Origin of the sequence: Streptomyces sp. WM6386, from assembly GCF_000972385.1 — a bacterium.
GTDB lineage: Bacteria > Actinomycetota > Actinomycetes > Streptomycetales > Streptomycetaceae > Streptomyces.
On record NZ_JXTE01000019.1, the window covers coordinates 76,761 to 97,875 of the forward strand.

Below are 21,115 nucleotides of genomic sequence, written 5' to 3' on the forward strand. Positions count from 1 at the left end.
TTTTGGCGTCCCGAGGCCATAAGGTTTCGGGACGCGGCTCCACAGTGATGCGGTGCCCGGCACAGTCGGAGGAGGAGAGAAAGTGGCAACACCCCCAGGCGGTTCATCGTCCGGTAATTGGTCGTACGGCCCTGGCCAGGGTCAGAACGACGGTTCCCAGAACCCGAACCGTTACAACTTCCCCTCCGCACCGAGCCATCGGCAGCCGTACGCGCCCCAGGGCCCCGGGCCCTCGCCGTACGACCAGCCGTCGGCACCGCGTATCCAGCCTGTGCAGCCGCAGCGACGCGCTCCTGAGCCGGCGCCCGCAGGGGCGTCGAACAACCCCTTGGTGCGCCCGTACGCCATGACCGGCGGCCGGACGCGCCCGCGCTACCAGCTCGCCATCGAGGCACTGGTGCACACCACCGCGCAGCCGCACCAGATGCAGGGCCAGTTGCCCGAGCATCAGCGGATCTGCAACCTCTGCCGGGAGATCAAGTCGGTAGCCGAGGTCTCGGCTCTGCTCACGATCCCTCTCGGCGTGGCCAGGATCCTCGTCGCCGACTTGGCGGAGGCGGGCCTGGTCGCCATTCATCAGCCCGGCGGCGACGAGAACGCCGGCGGCCAGCCAGACGTGACACTGCTCGAAAGGGTGCTCAGTGGACTTCGCAAGCTCTAGCGGCGGTCCTTCCCGCTCCACCACCTCGGCGAAGATCGTGGTGGCGGGTGGCTTCGGCGTGGGCAAGACCACGTTCGTCGGGGCCGTTTCGGAGATCAACCCGCTGCGCACCGAGGCCGTCATGACGTCCGCTTCCGCGGGCATCGACGACCTCACCCACACCGGTGACAAGACCACCACCACGGTGGCCATGGACTTCGGCCGTATCACCCTGGACCAGGACCTGATCCTGTACCTCTTCGGTACGCCCGGTCAGGACCGCTTCTGGTTCATGTGGGACGACCTGGTGCGCGGCGCCATCGGCGCGATCGTCCTCGTTGACACGAGGCGCCTTGCCGACTGTTTCCCGGCTGTCGACTACTTCGAGAACTCGGGGCTTCCTTTTGTGATCGCCCTGAACGGGTTCGACGGGAACCAGCCGTACAACCCGGACGAGGTGCGCGAGGCGCTCCAGATCGGCCCGGACACCCCGATCATCACGACGGACGCGCGCCACCGTGCGGACGCGAAGTCGGCGCTGATCACTCTCGTGGAGCACGCGCTCATGGCGCGCCTGCGGTAACTGCTTCTCTTTGCGGCTACTGGGCTGCCACGGACGGCTGTACGCCGTCTGCGGCAGCCCCGTGGCTTGTCGCGCAGTTCCTCGCGCCCCTAAAAGCCAAAAGCCTGAGGGCCCCCTCTCTTTCGAGAGGGGGCCCTCAGGCGTCGTACGCGCGCTCAGTGCCAGCTGTGCGGGGCTCGGAAGCCGCCCTCGCGTTCCAGGCGGCGCCAGCCGGCCCTGGGGTGGGGGCGGTGCTGGTCCGGGGAAGCGGGCTGGGCGGCGGCGCGGGCCAGGAGGATCGCGGTGATCGCGGCGACTTCCTCGGGCTCGGCGTGGCCCTTCTCGACGCGGATGTCGGGAGTGTTCATGGGTGTCAGTCTCCGTGAGAGAGGTTTCCGCAGGGGTGTCGCGGAGGGTCCGCTGGGTTACTGCGGGGGGTTGCCGTGCTTACGGGACGGCAGGTCGGCGTGCTTGGACTGGAGCATCGCCAGGGACCTGATGAGGACCTCGCGGGTCTCCGCCGGGTCGATCACGTCGTCGACCAGGCCGCGCTCGGCCGCGTAGTACGGGTGCATGAGCTCGGACTTGTACTCCTTGACCATGCGGGCCCGCATGACCTCGGGGTCCTCGGCGTCCGCGATCTGCCGGCGGAAGATGACGTTGGCGGCACCTTCGGCGCCCATCACGGCGATCTCGTTCGTCGGCCACGCGTAGGTGAGGTCCGCACCGATGGACTGGCTGTCCATGACGATGTAGGCGCCTCCGTATGCCTTGCGCAGGATCAGCGAAATCCGCGGCACGGTCGCGTTGCAGTAGGCGTAGAGGAGCTTCGCGCCGTGGCGGATGATTCCGCCGTGCTCCTGGTCGACGCCCGGGAGGAACCCGGGGACGTCCAGGAAAGTGACGATCGGGATGTTAAAAGCGTCACACATCTGGACGAAACGCGCAGCTTTTTCACTCGCCTCGATGTCCAGGACGCCCGCGAGGGACTGCGGCTGGTTCGCCACGATGCCGACGACCTGGCCGTCGAGGCGGGCCAGTGCGCAGATGATGTTCCGCGCCCAGCGCTCGTGGACCTCGAGGTAGTCGCCGTCGTCGACGATCTCCTCGATGACCTTGGCCATGTCGTACGGACGGTTGCCGTCCGCGGGGACCAGGTCGAGCAGTACGTCGCCACGGCGGTCCGCGGCGTCCGTGGACTCCACGCGCGGCGGGTTCTCGCGGTTGTTCTGCGGCAGCATCGACAGGAGGTAGCGCACCTCCGCGATGCAGGTCTCCTCGTCGTCGTACGCGAAGTGGCAGACGCCCGAGGTCTCGGCGTGCACGTCCGCGCCGCCCAGCCCGTTCTGCGTGATCTCCTCGCCCGTCACGGCCTTGACCACGTCCGGACCGGTGATGAACATCTGCGAGGTCTCGCGGACCATGAAGACGAAGTCCGTCAGCGCCGGCGAGTACGCCGCGCCACCCGCGCACGGGCCCAGCATCACCGAGATCTGCGGGATCACCCCGCTCGCCCTGGTGTTGCGCTGGAAGATGCCGCCGTACCCGGCCAGCGCCGAAACGCCTTCCTGGATACGGGCGCCCGCGCCGTCGTTCAGCGACACCAGCGGCGCGCCGGCCGCGATGGCCATGTCCATGATCTTGTGGATCTTGGTGGCGTGGGCCTCGCCCAATGCGCCGCCGAAGATGCGGAAGTCGTGCGCGTACACGAAGACCGTGCGGCCCTCGACCGTGCCCCAGCCGGTGATGACACCGTCGGTGAACGGCTTCTTGGCTTCCAGGCCGAACCCGGTGGCCCGGTGCCGGCGCAGCTGCTCGACCTCCTGGAAGGAACCCGCGTCGAGCAGCAGCTCGATGCGCTCCCGGGCGGTCAGCTTGCCCTTGGCATGCTGCGCCTCGGTCGCCTTGTCACTCGGCCCGGCCATCGCCTGCGCACGGATCTCGTGCAGTTCGGCCACTCGCCCGCGTGCGTCCGTCGGCTCACCCGGCGCGTCATCCAAAACGGTCATGTAGTGACCTTACGAAGTGCGACAAGGAAACCGGGCCGTCGACTCCGTACAGTCTCCGGCCCGTTTTCCTGGTACCCCTGAACAGAACCTCGCAGCCATGCAGCCATTCCGACTGCTCAGGGGGCGTCCCTCTTGTAGAGATCACACAAAGCCATCAGCTGAGAGCCACCTCACATTCATGTGGGGCACATGCCCTCCCCGGGGTGATTCTGAGGCGCAGACGGCGGCCCGTGGCGAGGATCTCGACCGAGTCGTCGGCCCGGATCACCGCGCGGACCGGATGGTTCCAGCCGACCTCCACCGGCTCCCCCGTCCGCGGCGGCTCGCTCACGCAGAGGGTAGCGGTGCGGCCCCGGCGGCGTACCAGCACGCTCGCGCCCGCGGAGGCGGCGAGCGGGCCCGCCGTACCGGCCTGCCAGAAGGTCGCGGCCGTCAGACCGAGGGAGGGGAGGTGGACCGCCTGGCGGGTGCCGTCATTGGCGAGGACCCTCAGCCACTGACGGTCGGCGGCGCGGGCCGCGACCCCGTGGCGGGACGCACCCGGCATCAGGACATAGGTGTACGACGCGTCCGTCGGGTCCGTGCCGTGGTCCAGCCAGAGGGTCTGCCAGCGACGAGTGGCCCGCTCCGTCGTACTGGTGGTGTTGATGTCCGACCAGGCGCCGGTGCGGTCCTCGCGGAGAGTGCGCAGTTCGCCGTACGGCACCACCCAGCCGCCGTGGCCCTCCAGATGGGCCCAGCCACGCCCCCGTGCGAAGGCCGGGGTGCCACCCTCCCCCAGGTTGCGGTTGTCGACGACGGTCTCGACCGGGACGCCGTCGGCACAGGTGATGCCGGCACCCAGGCAGATCACCGCGTCGGCGACACAGAACCACGACTTACGGGCTTCCAGCGTCGAGCCGAGGCCCTTCAGATGCTGTCCGATCGCCGCGTACTCGCCGTCGGTGACTCCGCCGACCCAGCGCGCGTCGGGCTTGGGCTCGCCCCACTCACCGCCGGCCCTGTCAGGAAGGCGGCGCGCGGAGACGGTCGTGCCCGGAAGGCGGTACCAATCGACGGTGGGCCAGTACCAGTCCGTGTACTGACCGCCCTGCCCCGCGGCCCACCAGTAGAGCGTTCCGGCTCCCGTGTGCCAGCCCCGCGGGTTCTCCCCGTTGCCGCACTCGTAGTACGCGATGCGGTCGCTCGCCATGGCGATGTTCGCGACGAAGCCGGGGCGGCGGTGGACGGCCCGGTCCATGGCGGCGAAGAGCCGGTGGCCGACGGGGTCGGGGCCGGCGGGCACGGGCGACTCGGCGACCGCGTGCAGCCGGGCGAGGTCGGCCACTGCGAACTGACGCGCCGTCAGGATCGGTGAGACGGTGTCCCGTTCGATCCATCCCTTGATACGGCCGTACCAGCGCTCCCGCTCCGCCTCGCTCGCCCCGCCCGCGAGGAGGGCCATCGCGGCGATGACGCCCTGGCCGTGGAAGTGGTCGCCGCGCAGCACATGCCGGTCGTCGCTCTTGAGGTAACCCCGGCTGATGGCACGACCGTTGACGCTGTCCATCATCAGACCGTCGTGGATCAGGGGCGCGTAGGCGTGCTCGACGGCGTCCAGGACGATCTGCCGGTTCGGGTCGGTCACGGCCCACTCGGAGCCGGCGAGCAGGGCGAAGAGACGGCCGAGGCCGTCGAGGAGGACCTGGCCGTAGGTGCCCGAGTAGGCGATCCAGGTGTGCTGGACGAACGAGCCGTCGGCGTAGAGGCCGTCGCCCTGGACGACGTACGGGAAGACCGGTGAGAGCGCGTCCCGGGCGAGGGCGATCTTGGCGGGTGCCCGGCCGAGGATGCCGCGCAGGGCGACGGAGCGGCACAGGTCGACGCGGTTGGCGCCGGTGGACGTACCGGAGTAGTCGCTCAGCATCGCGTCGGGGAGGAAGTGGTCGACGGCGGCGCAGGCGGCTTCCCGTCGGGCGTCGCCGAGGGGGTCGTACAGCGTGGCCGTGAGGTCCATGAGCAGACGGGGGCTGCCGATCTGCCATTCCCACCAGTTGCCGTAGCGGGTGGTGGAGGGGTTGTAGATCGTGGCGGAGAGGTGGTCGAGGCCGCGGAGGACGTCCGCGAGGAGGGTCTCGTCGCCGGTGGAGCCGGTGCCCGGTTGGACGTAGGCCTGGGCCATGGTCCACAGGCGGCCGTAGCTCTGGGTGATGCCGGACGGCGGGTCGTAGGGGTGGCCCGGCCAGAGGGAGGTCTCGGTGGGGGCCATGCTCGCGCGGAAGCCGCGGGCGAGTGCGCCGGTCTCGGCGAGGCGGGCGGCGTACGGCTCGGCGGTCGGGTCGTAGCCGGTACCGAGGGCGATGTCGAGCCAGCGGAGGCGGAGGGTGCGGTAGGGGTCGGGGTCGGCGGCGCGGGCGCCGGGGGCGGCCGTGGCGAGAAGCGCCGCGGTGAGTAAGGCGGCCCGGCGGGTGAGCCCGAGGGGACCTCTGGGATGCGGGTTCATGCCCTGGGCATCTACCACCTCAGCGTAACCACGCCAACACTTTGCGGATGATGTTGAAACTTGTACGGAATAGGTCTACGGTCGCTCTCGTTAGGTAATTCAACGTTCAACTTCCTCATCCAAGGAGCACGCCATGGCGACCACCGACCTGACCGCCCTGACCGGCGACTACACGATCGACACGGCCCACTCGACGATCGGCTTCACCGTCCGCCACGCCATGGTGACCAACGTGAAGGGGAAGTTCCTCGACTTCAGCGGCTCGCTGCACCTGGACGGCGGCGACCCGGCCGCGTCCTCGGCGTCGATCGACGTCAAGATGGACAGCATCGACACGGGCTCCGCGGACCGCGACGGCCACCTCAAGAGCGCGGACTTCTTCAAGACGGACGAGTTCCCGACGATGACCTTCCGCTCCACCAAGGCGGAGGCGCTCGGCGACGAGGACTACCGCATCACGGGTGACCTCACCATCCTCGGCACCACCAAGCCGCTCACCATCGACCTCGAGTTCAACGGCGCCGCGAAGGACCCCTTCGGCAACGAGCGCGTCGGCTTCGAGGGCAAGGCGACGATCCTGCGCTCCGAGTGGGGGCTGACCTGGAACGCGGCGCTGGAGACGGGTGGCGTGCTGGTCTCCGACAAGATCAAGCTGAACTTCGACATCTCGGCGATCAAGAACGCGTGACGCGTCTTTCGTGAGCATGCCCGCCCTCGTGTCCTTGAGGGCGGGCGCTCGGCGTTCTCACGCCTCCAGCCTGGCGACGGCCGAGGCCACCTGAGCCGCCCGGCTCTCCGGGGTCAGGGCCCGCAGCACACCGAGCATGACCTGGTACCGGTCCCTCTTGCCGAGCCCCTCGAAGCCCGCGCCGGCCCGCCGGCTGCGCTCCAGCGCGGCGGCCAGGTCGTCCGGCACCCCGGCCTCCTTCTGGGAGAGGTACGCAGACGCCCACCGTCCGTCCGCCTTGGCCGCGTCGATCTCCGCGAGGCCGGTGTCACGCATCCTGCCGTCGGCGATCAGTTCCTCGACCCGCCGGACGTTGACCACGGACCAGAGGCTGCCGGCGCGGCGCGGGGTGATCCTCTGGACGAAGTGCGAGGCGTCGAATCCCTTGCGCTGACCGGTGATCCAGCCGTGACAGAGGGCCACGTCATTGACTTCGGCGGCGGTGACGGGGGGATGCCGGAGCCCTTCTTGGCGACCTTCACCCAGAGGCCGGGGTGGGGGCGAGGGTGCGCGGTGAGCCAGTCGAAGAGCTGGTCGGCGGACTCGAAGGCGAGGGAGTCATAGTTGACCAAGGCTGCTATTCGCCTTCGTACAGGCGCTCCAGATCAACCAGTACGACATCTCCCCTGCTCTCCGCAGCCCTCAGATCGGCGCTGAATCCGGCCCCGCTGAAACAGGCGAGTCGCACCGCCGAGACATCGGTTCCGCGTCCGGCCAGCAGCGCAGCGACGCGTCGTAGCCGCTCCAGATGCCCCAGCCCCATGACCTGATCCCACTTTGCCTCGCCGAGGGCCAGCAGAACCCCGTTGTCCTGACCCACCGCGCCTCGTACGACCACGTCGATCTCGTAGCCGGTCCGTGCGGCCTGGTCCGGAACGGTCCCGTACGAGACATCGATGGGCATGCCCCCGATGGTCTCAGGTGCGGCGAAGTGAGCGACCCATTCGCGGCAGAGCTGTTCGAAGTGCGGTCCTACGACACCGGAGAGGAAGCGAGAGCGGGAACTCTCCCAGACGTGCTCCGCCAAGCCTCGGTCCAACAGGGGAAGTTTTGGGCGGGAGATCGCGTGATGGAAGGCGATGAGCGGCTCACCCACCCGATAGACACTGCGGTTCCTGCGGAAGGCGTCCACCTCTTTGCGCACGAGCCCGCAGTCCTGAAGGACGGTGAGGGGGTGGGTGATGTCGCTGGTGGGCCGCTCGAGGCAGCCGGCGATGCGCCCAGCCGTGGCGTTGCCGGATGCGAGGGCGGCCAGGACGGAGTGGTAGAGCGCACGGTCGCGCAGGTCGGACTCGTCCGCCAGGAGGTAGCGGGCCTCGCGGTAGAGCGGCGAACGCGGCGAGAGCGCCGTACGACAGACCCAGGCGTCGAAGTCGGCCAGATCGGCGGGAACGTCGTCGCGTACGAACTCCCTGCGGTAGGCGGGCGTTCCGCCCACCACGCTGTGCACGAGGAGCGCCAGCCTGGGGTCGCCGATACCCCAGAAGGCCGCCGCCTGCCGGAAGTCCAGGGGCTGCACGACGAGTTCGAGGCCGGCACGACCACGGAGCGGCGAAGTGCCGCTGAGCAGCTTGCCCATGAAAGAGAGGGAACTACCGCAGAGAAGCAGACGGGTGCGGGACTCGAGTCGCTCCGACCGCCGAGGTCCGTATGCCACCTGGACGATCGAAGGCAGCGAGGGGGTCGCTCGGGCCAGGTAGGGGAACTCGTCCAGGACCACGGGGAGGGGGCGGTCCCTTCCCAGGGCGAGCAACGCGTCCACGGCGTGCTCCCAGCGATCGAACCGGATCCAACGCACCGCACTGGCCCTGCACGTTGCACATGCCGTCCGCAGCCGCTTTCCTGGCGGCACCCTGTTCCTCAACATGCGCGGCTACGAAGACATCCCAGTGGCGCCCGAGCAGGCGGTGCTCTCCCTTCTGCGCGCGCTCGGCATCCGGGACGAGGATCTGCCTCCATCGCAGGACGAGCAGTACGCCCTTTACCGGTCCGAACTGAACCGCCTCGGGCCCGCACTGCTCCTTCTCGACAATGTCTCCGAAATGTCTCCGACTCGGCCCAGGTGACGCCGGCACGATCTGTTACGTGTGTACGCCCGAACGGTGAGCGGCGAGGAGGCCGAACTGCGCGAGGAAGCCGCAGCCGCCCGGAACCGACTGCTGCACCACTTCAGCTCGTCGCCGAGGTAGTGGTTTCCGCCGCGAAGCGAGACGGAGAGCAAACCGTCGAGATGGCTGCCTTGGCCATCGTCGGCAACTCCCGGTACGCGCTCGGTCGATTCCGGGAGGCCGCCATCGCTCACACTGAATCCCTGCGTCTGGCGTATGCCCTGGACGACCGCAACGGCCAGGCTGCCGCCTGGACCGATCTTGGGCGCTGCATGTTCGCACTGGAACAGTTCGAGATCTCCGTGCTGATGCACGAGCGGGCACGGGACATGTTCGCGGTCCTGGGCGATCCGCACAGAGAAGCAGCGGCGTGGAACAACCTGGGGTCGCCCCTTCAGTCGCTGCGCCGCTTCGGTGAGGCTGTTCAAGCGCATAGTCACGCCCAGGACATGTTCGCCCGACTGCCGGACCGCCACGGGGAGGCAAGCGCATGGATGAGCCTGGGTACCGCTCTCGCGGCGTCGGAGTCGTTCGATGGCGCCGCGAACGCGTATCTGAACGCAGGCGACATCTACGCTGAGCTGGGCGACCCCCACGGAGAGACCTGGGCTTGGAGCCACGTCGGACAACTCCTTGTCGACACAGGCGAATGCGAGATGGGGCTCAAGATCTTGCGGCAGTGCGAAGGCACCCGTGCCGTGTCGGGTCACCGGCAAGGGGGACTGCGGCTCGCTCGACGCCGACAGATCTCGGGCCGGACAGAGCTGGCTGAATCACACCCCTTGTGTGAGGTCTCACAGCGTTCTCATAATCCAGCAACAGATTTGACCTGCCCATGCCAGTGGATGGGAGTCTCTTTGCGTTCTCTCTTGGCATGCGCACGACATATCTGCGGCCCAGTACTTCCACCCCCCACGGAAGGCAGAACGTTGAAGAGACTCCTCACGGCCCTCAAGAGATGCGTGGCCCTCGGGGCCGCCGCCCTCGCGATCGCCAGTCTTCAGCCCGTCTCGGCCGCGCAGGCCGCTCCCGCGCCCGTCGTCGGCGGAACCCGTGCCGCGCAGGGCGAGTTCCCGTTCATGGTCCGGCTCTCCATGGGCTGTGGCGGCGCGCTGTACACGCAGCAGATCGTGCTGACCGCGGCGCACTGTGTGAGCGGGACCGGTGCGAACACCTCCATCACCGCCACCGCCGGTGTCGTGGACCTGCAGTCCACCAGCGGGCGCGTTCAGGTCAGGTCGACGTACGTGTACCGGGCTCCCGGATACAACGGCGACGGCAAGGACTGGGCGCTCATCAAGCTTGCCTCGCCGATCAATCTGCCGACGCTGAAGATCGCCACGACCGCGCAGTACAACACCGGGACGTTCACCGTCGCCGGGTGGGGTGCGGCGAGTGAGGGTGGCGCTCAGCAGCGGTACATGCTCAAGGCCACGGTGCCGTTCGTGAGTGACGCGACCTGTCGTTCGTACAGCGGGTACAGCGGGCTCATCGCGAGCGAGGAGATCTGTGCGGGGTACGCCGCGGGTGGGGTCGACACCTGTCAGGGGGACTCCGGTGGGCCGATGTTCCGGCGGGACGCGAGCAATGCGTGGGTTCAGGTCGGCATCGTGAGCTGGGGTATCGGGTGTGCCCGGGCCAACGCGCCGGGTGTGTACAGCGAGGTGTCGACGTTCGCGTCGGCGATCGCGTCCGCTGCGGCCTCTCTCTGACGCGCGGGTTGTCTCGTACGGACTCTCGCGGGCTCGGCGTGTGGTGCGCCGGGCCCGCGTCCGTGGACGGGAGTTTTTCGCCCCCGCCGCCCCTACCCGTCCCTCCCCCAGAGGGGGGACCCCCACCAGGGGCTCCGCCCCTTCGACCCCGCTGGGGCTCCGCCCCAGACCCCGATCGGCCCGAAGGGCCTCGTCCTCAAACACCGGAGGGGCTGAGATCGCCTGGACCGGCGTCCAGGGGCGCAGCACCTGCGGGTGGGTGGGGGGTCGGGACGGCAAACCCTCGCCCCCGAACGCCAGCGGGCTGAGATTGCCTGGACCGGCGTCTAGAGGTGTCGCCCTGCGGGTGGATGGTCAGAATCCTCCCCCTCCGAAGTCGCCTCCGCCGCCGAAGTCGCCGCCTCCCCCGAAGTCACCGCCGCCGAAACCGCCCGAGAAGTCGTCGGAGTTGAAGTCCGCGCCCGAGACGTCGCCGCCCTCGTAGCCGCCGCCGAAGTCGCCGTAGCCGGAGCCGTAGTCGGCGGCGTAGGCCGGGGTGGCCATCATGCTGCCGAGCATCGTGCCGACGAGGAGGCCGGGGAGGAGCCCGCCGCCGAAGTAGCCGCCGGCCCAGGGGCCGTAGGCGGGGCCCGCGTCCCAGTAGGGGCGGCGGCCCTGGTCGGTGTCGACCTCGCGCATCACCGGGTCGCGGCCGTCGGCCAGGCGGGTCGCGTCGGCCGCGCAGACCGGGACCTCGCGCGGGGCGCCGCTGGGCGGCGTCCACGTCGCGTCCGTGGTCGACGGGCCGTGGCGAGGGTCGAAGAAGCAGGGTGGGCGGCGGTCCGGGAGTGGCCGACTCTCCCTGCGGGCGGCCAGTCGCGCCAGTGAGAAACGGCCGTCCTCCAGGGCCTGGGTCACCGCGCGGACCTCCTCCGGCTGCTGCGCGGCCGCCATGAACGACTTCGCCTTCTCGTAGGCGTCGAGCGCGTGCTCGTAGTCCTCGCGCATGGCGTCGTCCGCACCCGGTTCGGCGGGGTGGAAGTCCAGGCGGTCCAGTTCCTCGCCAAAGGCGGTGATGTCCTCGTCCACCACGACCCGCAGCTTCTCCAGGGCGGCCCGCTGCTCCTCCGCGTGGCGGCGGCGGTTGCGGCGGACCAACGCGTACGCGCCCACGCCACCGGCCGCCAGCACGGCGCCGACCGTCACCAGCGCACCCGCCGGGACGCCTCCGCCGTCGGAGGGCGAGCCCCAGCTCGCGGGCGCCGAGCCGCCCATATTGGCCAGGGCCTGGTCCGCGAAGTCGTCGAGCTGGGTCTTCGCGTCACTCTCGCCCCCGACGCTCGCGACGAGGTTGCGTACCGCCGACCTGGGCAGGACCGAGGAATCCGCGCCCGCGTCGAAACGGTCGCCGACCCGCACCGCGTACAGGCCCGTCACGCCGGTCGCGGTGCGCAGGTTCCGCAGGAGGTTCTCGGTCGGCTGATCCGCGGGCAGGACCGCCACGAACAGCGCCTTGTCCGCGTCCTCGATCTGCTCGGCGAGCGCGGTGGCATCCCCGGAGGACAGCTGGGCGGAGGCCGCCGGGTCGACGTACACCGGACTCTCGCGGAGCGCCTCGGCGATCGTGGAGACGTTCGTGGCGGCGGAGGCGGGCGCGGGGACCGCCCACAGTACGGTCAGGGCCGCGAGCACCAGGGCCGCCAGCAGCCCTGGGAGGCTTCGGGTCCGTAGGACGGACTTCATACTTCGAAGCTACCCGAAGCCTCCCAAAACAGCCTCAGCCGGTCGTCGCCCGATAGGCCTCCGTCAGCCGCTCCACCGCCGCCGCGTACCGTCCGGTGAGCAGCAGACGGTCGGCGTCGGCGAAGGGTTTCGCGAACGCCGCCGTGATCTTCTTCTGCTGGACGATCAGCCGCGCCTTGGTCACGATCGCGCGGCCCGCCTCCTCGGACCCGGCCTTCTCGGCCACCGCAGCCGCGACGCCGAGCGCCTTCAGCGTCGTCGCGCCGCCCTCCGGCACCTTGGTCAGCGTCGTGAGGCCCCAGCCGTACGGGAACTGCGGGTCGTACGACGTGTCGCCGACGTTGATCGGCAGCTGGTCCTGCGACTTCGGCCAGGTGACGGGAAGCTGCCCGGTGAAGGACCGCTTCCCGTACAACACATCGGCCACGCCGTCGCCCTCCGTCCCCGGCAGCCAGGAGGCCACCAGCGCGTCGATCTCGCCCAGTCGGTCGCCGATGAGCTGGGGGCGGCCGGAGACGATCAGCACCGCGCACTTCATGGCCGCGCAGACGGTGTCGACGGCCGTCTGGTCGGCGGGGCTCAGCGCCAGGTCATGACCGTTGCCGACGTCTCCGACGCCCTCGGCGTACGGGGTCTCGCCGACGACGACCACCCCGATGTCGTGGCCGGTCGTGGGGGCGGAGGCGTCCTTGGAGTACGTCAGCCGCGCGGAGTTCTTCCGCATGGCCTCCAGGATCGTCGTGCCGGGCGTGATGTCGCCGGACGCCCCCTGCCAGGTGACGGTCCAGCCGCCGCTCTGGTTGCCGATGTCATCGGCGTTGGAACCGGCGACGTACACCTTCTGGGACTTCTTCAGCGGCAGCACGCCGTCGGCGTTCTTCAGCAGTACCTGCGACTCGGCGGCCGCCCGGCGTGCGACGGCCCGGTGCTCGGCGGAACCGATCTTCGAGGCGCCGCTGGTGTCGGCGTACGGCTTCTCGAAAAGACCGAGGCGGAACTTCTGCGTGAGGATGCGGGAGACCGCGTCGTCGATGCGCTGCTCGCTGACGCGTCCGGCCTGCGCCTCCTCCATGAGCGTCGTACGGAACTCCCTGAAGGCGTACGGGACCATGACCATGTCGACGCCGGCGTTGACCGAGGTGCGGACGTCAAAGGCGCGGTCGCCGGGGATCTGGTCGATGCCGTCCCAGTCGCTGATCACGAAGCCGTCGAAGTCCATACGGCCCTTGAGCACGCCGTTGATCATGTCGGCGCGGGCGTGCATCTTGACCGGGCCCTGGCCGTCGCCGAGGACGTCGAGCGAGGAGTACGAGGGCATGACGGTGCCGACCCCTCGGTCGACGGCGTTCTTGTACGGCGCCAGGTGGACGGCCTCCAGCTGCTGCCGGGTGACCTTGGTGATGCCCTGGTCGATGGTGTAGGTGCCGGTGGTGGAGGAGCCGTACTCGGTGCCCCCGTCTCCGACGAAGTGCTTGGCGGTGGCGAGGACTTTGTCGTTGTCCTTCAAGTCCTTGCCGTTCCGGGCGCCTTGGAGGCCCTGGATGACCGTCTCCAGGGAGTCGACGAGGGCCGGGTCCTCGCCGAAGGACTCGTAGGAGCGGCCCCAGCGTTCGTCGCGGGTGACGCAGAGGCAGGGGGCGAAGTCCCAGGGGATGCCGGTGGCGCGGACCTCGGCGGCGGTCACCGCGCCGGTCTGCTCGGCGAGTCGGGGGTTCCTGGAGGCGCCGAGGCCGATGTTGTGGGGCATGACGGTGGCGCCGACCAGGTTGTTGTGGCCGTGGACGGCGTCGACGCCGTAGACGAGGGGGATCTGGAAGCGGGTTGCCTGGGCCCGGAGTTGGAAGGCGTCGATCATCTTCGCCCAGTCCTCGGGGGTGTTGGGCGTCGGGGTGGAGCCGCCGCCGGACAGGAGCGAGCCGAGGTCGTATGCGGCGACGTCCGCCCCGGTCCCCACGGCTCCGCGCTCGGCCTGGGTCATCTGGCCGGCCTTCTCCGCGAGCGACATACGGGAGAGGAGGTCGGCGACGCGCTGCTTCACCGGCAACTTGGCGTTCAGATACGGCAGTCCGTGCGCGTCGACGACGATCTGCGGGGTCTCGGCCGGGGGCTTGGCGCCGGTGACGGTGAGTGCGAGGGGGATGGTCTCGGCGGCCTCGGCCGACTTGTCCCTCAGCGTCGGGACCCGCACGGCCTGCGTGGCGCCGGAGGCGGTCCCTGCCGGGAAGACGACGGTCCCGCTCACCGGGGTGTAGTCCTTGCCCGGGTCGGCGGTGCCGGTCGCGGCCGTCTCGTAGGCGACGGTGACGGGTTCGTCGATCGGGGCGGAGCCAGTGGTGGCGACGGAGATCTTCACGGTCGCCGTACCGCCCTCGTCCGTCGGGTACACGGCGGAGTCGGTGAGGACGGAGGCGCGCAGTGACTGGTCGGCCTTGCCGTACAACTCGACGCCGTCCATGGCGAATTGGCCCTGGACGCCGACGGGGAGGGTGACGGCGTAGCCCCATGTCTCGGTGAGGCCGAGGATGTGGTCGATGCCGCCGACGGGCTGGTAGTCGGTGCGATAGTCGAAGTCGGTGAAGGGGATCTCGATCTGTTTCCAGCCGCTGAAGTCGTCGGTGAAGGACGTCGTCCACAGCTCGGAGGCCTCGCCGTTGGCGCCGCCGTCCTTGAGCTCGAAGGCGACCTTCTTTCCGTTGTCGCGGCCTTCCCACCAGAAGCGGATGCCCTTGTGAGCGGACCAGTCGTGGGCGGGTTCGGCGAAGGCGAAGTCGTGGGTGAAGCCGCCGTAGCCGCTGATGTCGTAGGTGCCGGACAGGACGCGGTCGCCCTCGGGGGCGTCGGCGCGTGCTTCGAGTGCGAGCGTGGGCGGATCGTCGTTGTCGCTGCCCCACGTGAAGATGCCCCCCGCGGGTGGGTTCGCGAAGGGCACCTCGCCCTCGAACCGGTCGACGGGGACCGGGGCGGGATCGTCGGCGGCCTGTGGCTGTGCCTGTGCGGACACCATCGGCAGCAGGGTTGTCAGCAGGGCGGCCGAGGCGAGCAGGGCGGTTCTTCGCATGGAGCTTCCCCCTTGGCTCTCGTTAGTCCACTCATGACTTACCTCACGCCGTGAGTTAACTGGTGGCCCGCAGGCCCGTCAAGGCGCCTCGCGGCTCCGGAACTCGCACCACACGACTTTGCCCGGAACCCGCCGCCGCACGCCCCAGCCGTCGGCCAGCGCGGCCACCAGCAGCAGGCCGCGACCGCGCTCCGCTTCCGGGGCCGCGGCGTGCGGAGGGTGGATCTCACCCGGGCCGCTGTCATGGACCTCGACCCGCAGGACACCGTCGGTGGTGAGCGTCAGGCAGAGCCGGAAGCAGCGGTTCGGGGGCACGCCGTGCAGGAGGGCGTTGACGGCGAGTTCGCTCACGCACAGCAGCGCGTCGTCGCCCCGCTCGGTCAGCCCCCAGTCGGTGAGCGTGATCCGGGTGAGGTCTCGGGCCACCCCTGCCGACCTGCGGTCACGGGGGTAGAGGGCGGTGCGGGCTCGGAGGAGTTGGGCTTGGGCGTTCACGGGGCGACTGTCACAGGGAGTCACTACTGTGGAGCAGTGGGTGAGGTCGTAGTTCTGATTACTACGACCTCGCTACGAGGAGTTCGTGTGCCCACGGGGGAAAGGGACAGCCATGCACACGGCCAGGAAGCCCAGGAAGGTCAGTTCATGGCGTGCGGTGGGGGCGCTCGTGGCGCACTGCCGGAAGCGGGCGCGGCTGACTCAGGAGCAGCTCGCCGGGTTGGCGAGCATCAGTGTGGACACGGTGGCGTCGATCGAGCAGGGGCGGTTGGCGCTTCAGCCGGATCGGACGGAACAGTTCGATGAACTGCTCGGTACGGGTGGGGTGTTGGCCGTGGTGGTGGCGCAGATGCCGGTGCGGGAGAGGGTGGTGCAGTTCGCGCAGTCGCTGGTGGATCACGAGCAGGAGGCGGTGAGTGTCCTCGCGTATCAGACGCAGCTGGTACCCGGACTGCTTCAGACCAGGGATTACTGCCGGGCCTCCTTCGACTCCCGCTATCCCGCGCTCGGCAGCGAAACGGCCGACCAGTGGGTGGACGCCCGTATGGAACGGCAGTTGATCTGGCAGCGGGACCGGCCACCTGTGGGTCACTTCATCCTGGAGGAGAGCCTTCTGCGGCGGCAGGTCGGCGGCCCGCAGGTTATGCGTGATCAGTTCCGCCAGATCCTGGAGTACACCGAACCGATCCACATGAGCTTTCAGATCATGCCCATGGACCGGATGCCCCACGCCGGTCTCGCGGGCCCCATGACCTTGCTCGAAACCCCTGCGGACGAACGCCTCGTCTACCTGGAAGTACAGCGTGCCAGCTTCCTCGTTGAGGATTCCGACGAGGTCCGCGACTATCACCACAAGTATGGAATGCTGCGGTCACAGGCCCTCTCACCCGACGAGAGCGTGCGCCTCTTGCACGGCTTGCTAGGAGACCGATGAGCACCGCACTTCAGTGGTTCAAGTCCAGCTACAGCAGCAATGAGGGCGGCGACTGCGTCGAGGTCGCCTCCCAGCATTCCGTCATCCACGTCCGTGACTCCAAGAACGCCGGGCCCATCCTGACCGTGGCGCCCGGCACTTGGGCCGCCTTTGTCGGGCACGCTCGGCGGGAGCGGCGCGGGTAGCCACGCCGGTGAGCGAGGGGGGGTACGAGTGGGGCAGTGAGCCCGAAAAGGAACTCTACAAGAAGGCCGTACGGGACTGTCTCGACGACCCGCGGCTGACCGGGCTGCTGGAGCAGCGGCCGACGGTGACTGTCGAGGCCGTAATGGAGACGATGTGCTCGTCTTCCTATGTCGAACGGGTGCTGGACGCCGAGCACCGTGACCCCAGTCACTCGGAGTACCAGCACGCGCGCTATCTCAGCGACTGCTTCCGCTGGGCCCTGCCCGCGCGCCTGTCGCTGAGCAACATCCGGGCGAACAAGGCTTTCCTGCCCTGGTGTGCGGGGCTGTTCGTCTTCGCTGCCCTCTGCGTGACGCTTTCCTCCTCCAGCCTCCCGCCCTACATGGTTCTGGCCATCCCCCTCCTCCTGTTCTACGCCCCCGCTTTCGCCTTCGCCCGGCCGTCCAGACCTGCCCCGTCCGCCCCCGGTGGCTGGCTACGGGTGGTTCGCCTGGCGCTACTGGGGCCCGCCACGTCGGCGCTGTGGCTGCTGGAGAGGCGGCGCGGGGCACACTGGGTTCACTCGCTCCGTCGTGAAGGACTCCAGCGGCAGGTGGCGCGCGCTGTCGAGGATCTCATCGGCGAAGATCTCGGCACCCTGTTGGTGACCGGCAGCCATGAGGGACTACGTTCCCATCGCCAGACGGGGTACGTCGTCTCCAACCTCTCCGCCGATGAAATGCACCGCAAAATGGACCAGTTGGCGGACGGGACCATCGCCGTGAGTGGTCCGCGCGGGGTGGGCAAGACCACGCTCATGCAGAGCGCCGTACGGCCGCACGACTTCTCGGTCTTCGCGCACGCACCCGCCGCCTACACCCCGTACGACTTCCTGATCTCCTTGTTCGTCAGCGTGTGCCGGGGGTACATCACTAGGGCGGGCCATGACGCACCGGAGTTGGTGCGGCTGTCGTATCTCCACCGGATGAGGCGCACGGTGGTCGAACCGCTGAGGGTTTTGCTGCGCCGGGCGCCCTACCCGCTTTTCGCCGCCCTCCTCGTCGGGCTAGGCCTATTCGCGGTCACGAAGAGGTCCATCGAGGCCGCGCACGGCGTGTGGGGGTGGCGTTTCGTCACCCCCACCCTGGACTGGCTCGCCGGGCTCGTGCAGGACGTGCTGCACGGCAGAGCTCCGGAAGCCGCCTTCGTCCTGGTCCTCATGGGTGGACTCGTCTGGGTACTGCGCCACTCCAGATCCTTCGCCCTGTTCCTCAGCAAGGCCGGTCGGGCGGTGGTCACGCTGACGAGCACCGCGCTCATCTTCGGCCCCCTGGTCTCGCTCCCTTTCGACCCTGACATCCGGAACCATTACAGCGGCGGGTTCAGCAAACCGTTTTCCGCTCTGGTGGTGTTGGCCGGTCTCCTGATGACTCTGCGCGCTGCGGCCAAACACCGCCGCTACATTGCAACCTCATTTGACCAACCAAGGTGGCAGTTCGGATCCTGGTCCGCGAACTGGAGACCGTTTCTCGACCTCTGCATCATCCTGTCGCCCTTCTTCGGCTTGGTCGTGATAGCAGCCAACGAGTCGAACAGAATCCTTATCACCGACGACGAGACCCCCTTCCGGCTGAGCGTCCTGCTCCTCGGATTCCTGATCCGCGGACTCCAGCGCCGGTCATGGTCGCTGCCAGGACTCGCCCCCGAACTCGTCGCCGCCTGCCGCGACCACCTCTACCGGCTCCAGACTGTCCAGAACTCCACCGCGGGTATAACCGCGGGAGCCACCCAGTTCCTCACCCTGGGCACCTCCCACACGAGTGGCCTGACCTCGGTGCCGCCCAACTACCCGCTCCTGGTCGCCGAGTTCAGGGAACTGCTGGGCCGGATCGCGCAGGACGAGCACGCCCAGGGCAACCGGGTGGTCATCGCGATCGACGAGGTCGACCGGCTCGGCACGGACGCCCAGGCCCTCGCCTTCCTCGCCGAGATCAAGGGGATCCTCGGCGTGCCCCACGTGCATTACCTGATCTCCGTCGCGGAGGACGTGGGGGCCGCGTTCGTCCGGCGCGGTCTGCCGAACCGGGATGTCACCGACAGTTCCCTGGACGACGTACTGCATGTGGAGCCGTGCACGCTCCACGAGTCCGCGAGGATCCTGAGGAGGCGGGCGACGGGTATCGGTGACGCGTACATCGCGCTCGCCCACGCCCTCTCCGGTGGCATACCGCGCGACCTGATCCGCTACGGCCGGCGTCTGCTGGAGATCCGGACCAGCACAGAGCAGGTCGAACTGCGCGACGTGGCGCAGGTGTTGATCACCGAGGAGCTGTCAGAGACGCTCGCGGGCTTCCGTACCCTGCTCGCCAAGCAGCAGTGGCGCCGCGACACCATGGGCGTGCTGGGGTCGTTCCGCGGTCTCGCCGCCCATCTGCGGGCCGCCTGTCCGTGCCCAGAACCGGCCGAGCGACTGCGGGACGCGCTGACGCACTTCGCCGCGCAGGAGGCGGGCGGCCTCCCCGACGAGGCAGGTCGGCTCATCAACGAGGCCGCCGCGTACGCGTACTTCTCGCTGACCCTGCTGGACGTCTTCGGCCAGCCCAACTTCAACCAGCGCCGGACGACCTCGGCCCAGCGCCCCGACGGACACCTCGACCTGCTCGCCGAGGCCCGTCAGGAACTGGGGGTCTCGCCCTTCAGCGCGCGTACCCTCATCGACGACATCCGCACAGCATGGGACCTGGCCCCGGTGTCCGCACAGGCATCACTACCGACGGTCGTGATCCCGGCGCCAAGGGGTACCACCTGTACGTGGCACCCCCGGCGCTGAGCGACAGCCAAAGGGAGCTTCCTACTCCGCCGGCTCCACACCCGCCCGCAGCAACCCGTACGTGTAAGCATCCTCCAGCGCCTGCCAAGACGCCGCGATCACGTTCTCCGCGACTCCCACCGTCGACCACTCCCCCGCCCCGTCGGACGTCGAGATCAGTACCCGAGTCGTGGACTGCGTGCCGTGGACGCCTTCCAGGATGCGGACCTTGTAGTCGACGAGATCGAGCTTGGCGAGCTGGGGGTAGATCTTTTCGAGGGCCACCCGCAGAGAGCGGTCCAGCGCGTTCACCGGACCGTTGCCCTCCGCCGTCGCCACGATGCGCTCGCCCTTGGCGAAGAGCTTCACCGTGGCCTCGTTGGCGTGGCTGCCGTCGGGGCGGTCCTCGACGATCGCGCGCCAGGACTCGACCTGGAAGTACTTGAGGGGCTTGCCCTCTACCTCGGCGCGGAGCAGCAGCTCGAACGAGGCGTCCGCCGCCTCGTACGTGTAACCCTTGAGCTCGCGTTCCTTCACGCGCTCGACCACCCGGCCGACCACCTCGCGGTCACCGCCGAGGTCCACGCCCAGTTCCTTGCCCTTGAGCTCGACCGAGGCGCGGCCCGCCATGTCGGAGACCAGCATGCGCATGGTGTTGCCGACCTGCTCGGGGTCGATGTGCTGGTACAGGTCAGGGTCGACCTTGATGGCCGAGGCGTGCAGGCCGGCCTTGTGGGCGAAGGCCGAGACGCCCACGTAGGGCTGGTGCGTTGACGGGGTGAGGTTCACTACCTCGGCGATCGCGTGCGAGATCCTCGTCATCTCGCGCAGCTTGCCCTCCGGCAGCACCTTCTTGCCGTACTTCAGCTCCAGGGCCGCGACCACCGGGAACAGGTTGGCGTTGCCCACCCGCTCGCCGTAGCCGTTGGCCGTGCACTGCACGTGGGTCGCGCCCGCGTCCACCGCGGCCAGGGTGTTCGCGACCGCGCAGCCCGTGTCGTCCTGGGTGTGGATGCCGAGCCGGGCGCCGGTGTCGGCGAGGACCGTGGAGACGACCGCCTGGACCTGGGCGGGGAGCATGCCGCCGTTGGTGTCACAGAGGATGACCACGGACGCGCCTGCTTCCGAGGCCGTCCGTACGACCGCCTTCGCGTACTCCGGGTTCGCGCGGTAGCCGTCGAAGAAGTGCTCGCAGTCGACGAAGACCCGGCGGCCCTGTGCCGTCAGATACGACACCGTGTCGCGGACCATCTCCAGGTTCTCGTCCAGCGTGGTGCGCAGGGCGAGTTCGACATGGCGGTCGTGGGACTTGGCGACCAGGGTGATCACCGGGGCACCGGACGCCAGCAGCGCGTTGACCTGCGGGTCCTCCGCCGCCTTGGCACCGGCCCGGCGCGTCGCGCCGAAGGCGACCAGCTGGGCGTGCTTGAACTCGATCTCCTGCTGGGCGCGGGCGAAGAACTCGGTGTCCCGCGGGTTGGCGCCGGGCCAGCCGCCCTCGATGAAGCCCACGCCGAAGTCGTCCAGGTGCCGCGCGATGGCCAGCTTGTCCGCGACGGTGAGGTTGATGCCCTCCCGCTGGGCGCCGTCGCGCAGGGTGGTGTCGAAGACGTGGAACTGGTCGTCGAGCTCGCTGGTTGCGGTCATGGTCTCAAGGCTCCTGAGGATTGGATCTCGGTCTGTACCGGAATG

Annotated in this window: 16 protein-coding genes and 1 pseudogene; 8 read left to right on the top strand and 9 right to left on the bottom strand. The window is 69.0% G+C overall.

Annotated elements, in window-relative coordinates:
* Window positions 1-82 precede the first annotated feature (82 nt).
* Together TN53_RS14605 and TN53_RS14610 are read left to right on the top strand one after the other, a co-directional pair.
* The gene (locus TN53_RS14605; RefSeq protein ID WP_046258888.1) at window positions 83-661 is read left to right on the top strand and encodes a DUF742 domain-containing protein; all 579 of its coding nucleotides are present in this window, start codon (window positions 83-85) and stop codon (window positions 659-661) included.
* Complete coding sequence (locus tag TN53_RS14610; RefSeq protein ID WP_026248371.1) at window positions 642-1,223, top strand: GTP-binding protein; 582 nt, start codon at window positions 642-644, stop codon at window positions 1,221-1,223. The genes TN53_RS14605 and TN53_RS14610 overlap by 20 nt, the downstream gene beginning before the upstream one ends.
* A 155-nt stretch (window positions 1,224-1,378) precedes the next feature.
* Here TN53_RS14610 and TN53_RS14615 read toward each other — a convergent pair whose 3' ends face one another.
* The 3 genes from TN53_RS14615 to TN53_RS14625 form a co-directional block, all read right to left on the bottom strand.
* Window positions 1,379-1,570, bottom strand: a complete 192-nt coding sequence (locus TN53_RS14615; protein WP_046258889.1) for an acyl-CoA carboxylase subunit epsilon — start codon at window positions 1,568-1,570, stop codon at window positions 1,379-1,381.
* A 57-nt stretch (window positions 1,571-1,627) separates the two neighbouring features.
* The gene (locus tag TN53_RS14620; protein ID WP_046258890.1) at window positions 1,628-3,211 is read right to left on the bottom strand and encodes an acyl-CoA carboxylase subunit beta; all 1,584 of its coding nucleotides are present in this window, start codon (window positions 3,209-3,211) and stop codon (window positions 1,628-1,630) included.
* Between the two features lie 154 nt (window positions 3,212-3,365).
* Complete coding sequence (locus TN53_RS14625) at window positions 3,366-5,693, bottom strand: polysaccharide lyase 8 family protein (RefSeq protein WP_046258891.1); 2,328 nt, start codon at window positions 5,691-5,693, stop codon at window positions 3,366-3,368.
* Between the two features lie 133 nt (window positions 5,694-5,826).
* Here TN53_RS14625 and TN53_RS14630 point away from each other — a divergent pair, with 133 nt between their 5' ends.
* Window positions 5,827-6,381, top strand: a complete 555-nt coding sequence (locus TN53_RS14630; RefSeq protein WP_046258892.1) for a YceI family protein — start codon at window positions 5,827-5,829, stop codon at window positions 6,379-6,381.
* Between the two features lie 57 nt (window positions 6,382-6,438).
* Here TN53_RS14630 and TN53_RS14635 read toward each other — a convergent pair.
* Window positions 6,439-6,992 (bottom strand): annotated as a pseudogene (locus TN53_RS14635) (YdeI/OmpD-associated family protein).
* A 5-nt stretch (window positions 6,993-6,997) separates the two neighbouring features.
* Window positions 6,998-7,999: an ATP-binding protein gene (locus TN53_RS14640; protein WP_199924573.1), complete on the bottom strand. Its 1,002-nt coding sequence runs from the start codon at window positions 7,997-7,999 to the stop codon at window positions 6,998-7,000.
* Window positions 8,000-8,285: 286 nt separating this feature from the next.
* Here TN53_RS14640 and TN53_RS47265 point away from each other — a divergent pair, with 286 nt between their 5' ends.
* Window positions 8,286-8,486 carry a hypothetical protein gene (locus TN53_RS47265; protein WP_159038128.1) on the top strand — a complete coding sequence of 67 codons (201 nt, stop codon included), beginning with the start codon at window positions 8,286-8,288 and terminating at the stop codon, window positions 8,484-8,486.
* Window positions 8,487-9,457: 971 nt separating this feature from the next.
* Window positions 9,458-10,240: a serine protease gene (locus tag TN53_RS14645; protein ID WP_046258893.1), complete on the top strand. Its 783-nt coding sequence runs from the start codon at window positions 9,458-9,460 to the stop codon at window positions 10,238-10,240.
* A 354-nt stretch (window positions 10,241-10,594) separates the two neighbouring features.
* Here TN53_RS14645 and TN53_RS14655 read toward each other — a convergent pair whose 3' ends face one another.
* The 3 genes from TN53_RS14655 to TN53_RS14665 form a co-directional block, all read right to left on the bottom strand.
* Window positions 10,595-11,962 (bottom strand): hypothetical protein, encoded by a 1,368-nt coding sequence (locus tag TN53_RS14655; RefSeq protein WP_046258895.1) that lies wholly within the window; start codon window positions 11,960-11,962, stop codon window positions 10,595-10,597.
* A gap of 34 nt (window positions 11,963-11,996) precedes the next feature.
* Window positions 11,997-15,020, bottom strand: a complete 3,024-nt coding sequence (locus TN53_RS14660) for a glycoside hydrolase family 3 protein (RefSeq protein WP_046258896.1) — start codon at window positions 15,018-15,020, stop codon at window positions 11,997-11,999.
* A 78-nt stretch (window positions 15,021-15,098) separates the two neighbouring features.
* A complete protein-coding gene (locus tag TN53_RS14665; protein ID WP_046258897.1) occupies window positions 15,099-15,515 on the bottom strand; it encodes an ATP-binding protein in 417 nt (138 codons plus the stop codon).
* Between the two features lie 112 nt (window positions 15,516-15,627).
* Here TN53_RS14665 and TN53_RS14670 point away from each other — a divergent pair, with 112 nt between their 5' ends.
* The 3 genes from TN53_RS14670 to TN53_RS14680 are packed head-to-tail and all read left to right on the top strand — an operon-like array spanning window position 15,628 to window position 19,444.
* Window positions 15,628-16,449 carry a helix-turn-helix domain-containing protein gene (locus TN53_RS14670; protein ID WP_046258898.1) on the top strand — a complete coding sequence of 274 codons (822 nt, stop codon included), beginning with the start codon at window positions 15,628-15,630 and terminating at the stop codon, window positions 16,447-16,449.
* A complete protein-coding gene (locus tag TN53_RS14675) occupies window positions 16,446-16,634 on the top strand; it encodes a DUF397 domain-containing protein (protein WP_046258899.1) in 189 nt (62 codons plus the stop codon). Before TN53_RS14670 ends, TN53_RS14675 begins: the two co-directional genes overlap by 4 nt.
* Before the next feature lie 8 nt (window positions 16,635-16,642).
* A complete protein-coding gene (locus TN53_RS14680; RefSeq protein ID WP_052745201.1) occupies window positions 16,643-19,444 on the top strand; it encodes a hypothetical protein in 2,802 nt (933 codons plus the stop codon).
* A gap of 21 nt (window positions 19,445-19,465) precedes the next feature.
* On the opposite strand, the gene cimA is transcribed toward TN53_RS14680, so the two are convergent.
* Entirely contained in the window at window positions 19,466-21,070 is a 1,605-nt protein-coding gene (gene cimA / locus TN53_RS14685) for a citramalate synthase (RefSeq protein WP_046258900.1), read from the bottom strand.
* Between the last annotated feature and the right edge of the window lie 45 nt (window positions 21,071-21,115).